The following is a 4914-nucleotide window of genomic DNA, read 5'->3' as shown; positions in this document are numbered from 1 at the left end:
TCGATTTTTACCGAGAAGATAACGGCCAAAAATTGCTAATTCCTGATGAGTTATACGCGGCTTTGCAAGAGGCTACTTTGGCGAGGATAGAAGCTGAACAACGGGCGGAAGCGGAAAAACAACGGGCAGAAACGGAAAAACAACGGGCGGATGAATTGGCAGCATTATTAAATCAATATCGCCAGCAATTTGGGGATTTAGGTTAATGAATAATTGTAGAGGGAGTAAATAACTGATAACAACCCTGAATAAATACATCAAGAATACAAGAATACAGCTTGTTCGTAAGTGGTTTAAAACATTACCCTGACCCTAAATCTCTCTCCCCCTTCCACAAACTCAGGAGCAGGGGAGAGGGACTTTGAAGGCTTATTGCATGATTACTGGAAGGGCTGTAATAGTCAAGCTGGGTGCAATGTGAATTTGATTTCACGACACCAAGTTGGCGGTAAATGTTAATGAATCAATACTCTGTATTTGATGATCAAAATACTAGCTGGTTTGATAAGTAGGAAAATCCGTATATCCCTGTTTATCAAAAGAGTACCAAACGGACATATCAGCCTGTGGATTTAAAGGCCAGTTATTAGTAAAACGTTCTACTAAATCTGGGTTACTAATAAAGGGACGACCAAAGGCGATCGCATCTGCATGACCGGCTTTAATGGTGGCTTCTGCAGTTTCCTGGGTATAGCCACAGTTACCGATTAAAATACCAGAAAACAGAGGTCTAAATTCAGGTAATGTCATGGGTTCTCCTAGTTTATGAAAACCAAAAGCCAAACCATCTAGGATATCAAGATAACCTAAGTTATACTGATTTAGTTGTTTGACAACATAAGTGAATGTTTCCCGATAATCTAGGGAACCCATATCATTAAAGTTGCCATTCGGTGAAAGTCTAACCCCTACACGATCGCTTGACCAAACGGTGAGAATAGCCTCGGTTACTTCTTTGAGAAACTGAAACCTTTTTTCAATATTTCCACCATATTTATCAGTGCGATGATTAGTTTTAGATTGCAGAAATTGGTCAATTAAATAACCATTGGCTGCGTGAATTTCTACCCCATCAAATCCGGCTAATTGCGCCCGTTCTGAGGCTTTCCTATAGTCTTCGACCACATTTGATATTTCCTCGGTTGACAAGGCTCTAGGAGTCTCGTAGGCTTGCTTACCAAGGGGAGTATGAATATAGTCATCATTGAGTTTAATTGCGGAGGGTGCAACGGGAAGCTGTCCGTTATGAAAGTCGGAATGAGAAGACCGTCCACAATGCCACAGTTGTAGAAAAATTTTACCATTTTTACTATGAACAGCATCAACAATTTTTTGCCATGCTTCGGCTTGTTGATCTGAATAAATACCAGGAGAATTACGCCAACCAATGCCCTGTTTCGAGATAACTGTAGCCTCGGTAATAATTAAACCAGCGGATGCTCGTTGTTGGTAATATTCAGCCATTAACTGATTAGGAATTCGCTCTTCTCCAGCACGCGATCGCGTTAAGGGAGACATAACCACGCGATTGGCGAGAGATAAACTCCCGATCTGAAGGGGACTAAGTAAGTTTTGGGAATTGGTGTTAACCGTCATAGTTTGATCCTGAATAATTAGGGACAGCCTATCATATAGCAATATTATGTTAGTTGTAAACTAGGGGTAGTAACTCTCTGGCTGGCTAGGGAGGATATAGACTGACTTAAAATCTATTAGAATCGGGAGATTTTGGGTGAAATTATCGATATTTACTATTGACAAATTCTGGAGCTTGACTTATGATGAAATCATGGGAAAATGTGGCGGCATATATAAGCCTAAATTAATCATCCTGGTATTGAGACTGCTAGAATATCTAAAGACTAATAACTGTTAATATGCAACCCGTAGATTATACCACCCTGATAGCGTCCTGTTGTGAATTGCGGTCTAACTGGTTACCAGCAAGACTTGAACAGGTGTATCAGCGCGATCGCTTTACTATTTCTCTGGCCCTACGAACGCTGAAGGGTAGGGGCTGGTTAGACATTTCTTGGCATCCCCAAGCGGCACGAATTTGTATTTCTACGCCGCCGCCACGGGTTGCTGATACGTTCACATTTAGCGACCAATTGCGACACCAACTGAGTGGTTTGGCTTTAGTAGATATTGCAGAAGTTGCGCCCTGGGAAAGGGTTTTAGATTTGCAATTTGCGAAGCGTCCGGGAGAACCTGCTCTCTGGCATTTATATGTAGAAATAATGACGAAATATAGCAATGTCATTTTAACAGGAAAAGATAACTTAATTGTGACGGCGGCGCACCAAGTAAGTTCTCAACAGTCTAGTGTTCGTCCGATCCAAACAGGCGATCGCTATGAATTACCGCCCGGTCTGACTGACCCCATTCCTAAGCTAGAAGAACCCCTAGAAAAGTGGCAAGAAAGAGTTAGTTTAATTCCCGATTTACTGAAACGACAGTTAATGAAAAGCTATCGAGGTTTAAGTTCGACTTTAGCGTTGGGTTTAATGGCGGCGGCGAATTTGGAAAGCGATCGCACTACGGACAGTTTAAGCCATGGAGAGTGGGAAAAACTATTCCAGCAGTGGCGACAGTGGTTAACAGCGTTAGAAACGGGTAAATTTGAACCTGTTTGGACAGCCACAGGTTACAGTGTTCTGGGTTGGGGAAAGATAGGGGAAAGTCCGGGAAATGTGCAGGAACTTCTCAATGAGTATTACACCGAGGAATTAAACGGTCAAGAGTTCCGACAATTACAGCATCAAATCAGCCAAAAGTTGCAGACACTCTTAAAGAAATTGGGGGTAAAGTTAGCGGAATTTAACCAGCGCCTACAACAGTCAGAAAAAGCGGATTTATATCGTAGTCAAGCGGACTTATTAATGGCTAGTTTACATGAGTGGCAGCCGGGAATGAAATTAATCACCCTCGCTGATTTTGAAACATCTGCACCTGTAAAAATTCCCCTAGAACCGGAAAAAAATGCGGTGCAAAATGCCCAAGGTCTCTATAAACGCCATCAGAAACTGAAACGCGCCCGCATGGCGATCGCCCCATTAATTAAAGCAGTAAGGGAAGAAATCAATTATCTGGAACAAGTAGAAGCGGCTCTATCTCAAGTTGCTAATTATAGAAAACCGGCAGATTTACAAAACCTGAAAGAAATTCGAGGGGAATTAATCGAGGAAGGATATCTAACTATTCCGGACTATCGCCCCCAAAACTTAGGGACAGAAACGGAATTTTATCGGTATGTAACCCCTGGTGGTTTTGAGTTATTAGTAGGTCGGAATAATCAACAAAACGATCGCCTAACATTTCGGGTAGCCACGGACTATGATTTATGGTTTCATACCCAGGAAATTCCTGGAAGCCATGCTTTATTAAGGCTTCCACCGGGACAGGTTGCTGATGATCATGATTTGCAGTTTACGGCTAATATCACGGCCTATTATAGCCGCGCGCGCCAAAGCGAACAGGTCCCGGTGATTTACACCCAGCCGAAATATGTTTATAAACCGAAGGGGGCGAAACCGGGAATGGTTATCTATAAACATGAACAGGTTTTGTGGGGTGTACCTCAACAGGCGATCGCCCTTTTGGGACGAGATGGCTAACAAGTTAATTTTTTTTAAAAAATGTTGTGCTTTTTGTTACAATGTAATCGAGAGGTTTGAGAATTTATACCCGCTACTGAAGGCGGAACGCCCAACTCGGGTATCCTCAAATCGCAACAACAACGGTATCCTTATTTAGTTTGACCAGTCCCCGTCAGGAGTCTGGTCATTTTCATTAAGCCCGACCGGGAGCCTGACCGGGAAGTTGATCACAACGGATCTCTATCATAAATCCATCGGGGTCATACAAGTAGATACCGCGACCTGTGGGGCGGCTGATAGGTCCTCTGGCGATCGCCACATGATGATTCTGTAAAGCCTCAACAGCGGTATCAAATAGAATCGGATCAATATCAAAAGCCAAATGATTCGGCCCAGTAAACTCATGGGTTGGGTCAGGGTGGGGAGGTTGTAGGTTGGGTTCAGCAAATAAATCAATTACTGTACCATCACCGGTGACAAAGTTGGCTACTTTTCCGGCTTCAACTAATGATTTGAGGGTACTAGGAACCTCATCTCCGGTCAATTCATGGAGTCCGAGAACTTTGCCATAAAATTGACGAGAAGCCTTGATATCGGCAACATTTAAGGCGATATGATGGACGCGACGTAGCATCCCAGGGGTTAAGCACTTTTGATGGTGATTGGAGATAGTCTGCATGGTGATCACTCCGCCAAATAGCTATTCATCCATTCTAACTAAATTAATCTATAACTGGTGTGATATTTTCTGTGACTTTGTAAATTTTTGATGAAGTATATTGTAGCATATTTATTCCCGAAATGCCAGCCCAAATCAATCCCCATAATTCTATGTAAATCGGATTACCAATAGTTAGAGTATTCTGGTTGACCCCCACGATTATCCAAAAATTGCTATAATTGCCGATCAGATTAAACCCATCAACTCGACCATTCACAAATATTCTATGGTAAGACCGATTTTTAAGAGTATTAAAATTAGTGCGATCGCCTTAATGTTAGTAGCCGTAGGATTCCATTTTCCCACCCTTTCCGCAGCCCAAAATCAGTCGGAAGAAGTAGATCTAGGAGTTCTCGATCCCTTTGCGCCTAACCCCCTGCTGAGTCAAGAAGCTGACCCCTTATTACCGAACCCCCCCACAGACGGAAACATCCTCAGTGAAAGTCAGCAAGAAACCCTCGCCCCTGAACTCGATCGCCTGAACGCCGAAGCCACGGCTCTCCTGGCGGCGGGAAATGCGATCGCCGCCTTTGAATTATGGACTAGGGAACTGCGTTTACGTCGCTATTTCGGACCCTTAGAAGAAATCGCCGC

Annotated in this window: 4 protein-coding genes and 2 pseudogenes; 3 read left to right on the top strand and 3 right to left on the bottom strand. The window is 43.2% G+C overall.

Going from position 1 to position 4914, the window contains the following annotated elements; translation table 11 throughout:
* Nucleotides 1-206, top strand: a pseudogene (locus tag B9T16_RS25710) (Uma2 family endonuclease); the annotation flags it as partial.
* Nucleotides 207-492: 286 nt separating this feature from the next.
* On the opposite strand, the gene B9T16_RS25705 reads toward B9T16_RS25710, so the two are convergent.
* Nucleotides 493-1596, bottom strand: a complete 1104-nt coding sequence (locus tag B9T16_RS25705; RefSeq protein WP_410246094.1) for an alkene reductase — start codon at nucleotides 1594-1596, stop codon at nucleotides 493-495.
* 281 nt (nucleotides 1597-1877) lie between these two features.
* On the opposite strand from B9T16_RS25705, the gene B9T16_RS25700 reads away from it, so the two are divergent.
* Complete coding sequence (locus tag B9T16_RS25700; RefSeq protein ID WP_410246093.1) at nucleotides 1878-3617, top strand: NFACT family protein; 1740 nt, start codon at nucleotides 1878-1880, stop codon at nucleotides 3615-3617.
* Between the two features lie 175 nt (nucleotides 3618-3792).
* On the opposite strand, the gene B9T16_RS25695 is transcribed toward B9T16_RS25700, so the two are convergent.
* Nucleotides 3793-4278 carry a VOC family protein gene (locus tag B9T16_RS25695; protein ID WP_317269887.1) on the bottom strand — a complete coding sequence of 162 codons (486 nt, stop codon included), beginning with the start codon at nucleotides 4276-4278 and terminating at the stop codon, nucleotides 3793-3795.
* A gap of 43 nt (nucleotides 4279-4321) precedes the next feature.
* Nucleotides 4322-4537, bottom strand: a complete 216-nt coding sequence (locus B9T16_RS25690) for a hypothetical protein (RefSeq protein ID WP_006618243.1) — start codon at nucleotides 4535-4537, stop codon at nucleotides 4322-4324.
* Between the two features lie 9 nt (nucleotides 4538-4546).
* On the opposite strand from B9T16_RS25690, the pseudogene B9T16_RS25685 reads away from it, so the two are divergent.
* A pseudogene (locus B9T16_RS25685) lies at nucleotides 4547-4914 on the top strand (hypothetical protein); the annotation flags it as partial.

The organism is Arthrospira sp. PCC 8006 (assembly GCF_046480465.1).
Taxonomy (GTDB): Bacteria; Cyanobacteriota; Cyanobacteriia; order Cyanobacteriales; family Microcoleaceae; genus Limnospira; species Limnospira platensis.
The sequence above is the reverse complement of the archived record's forward strand: the minus strand, read 5'-3'. Positions and strand labels throughout refer to the sequence as shown.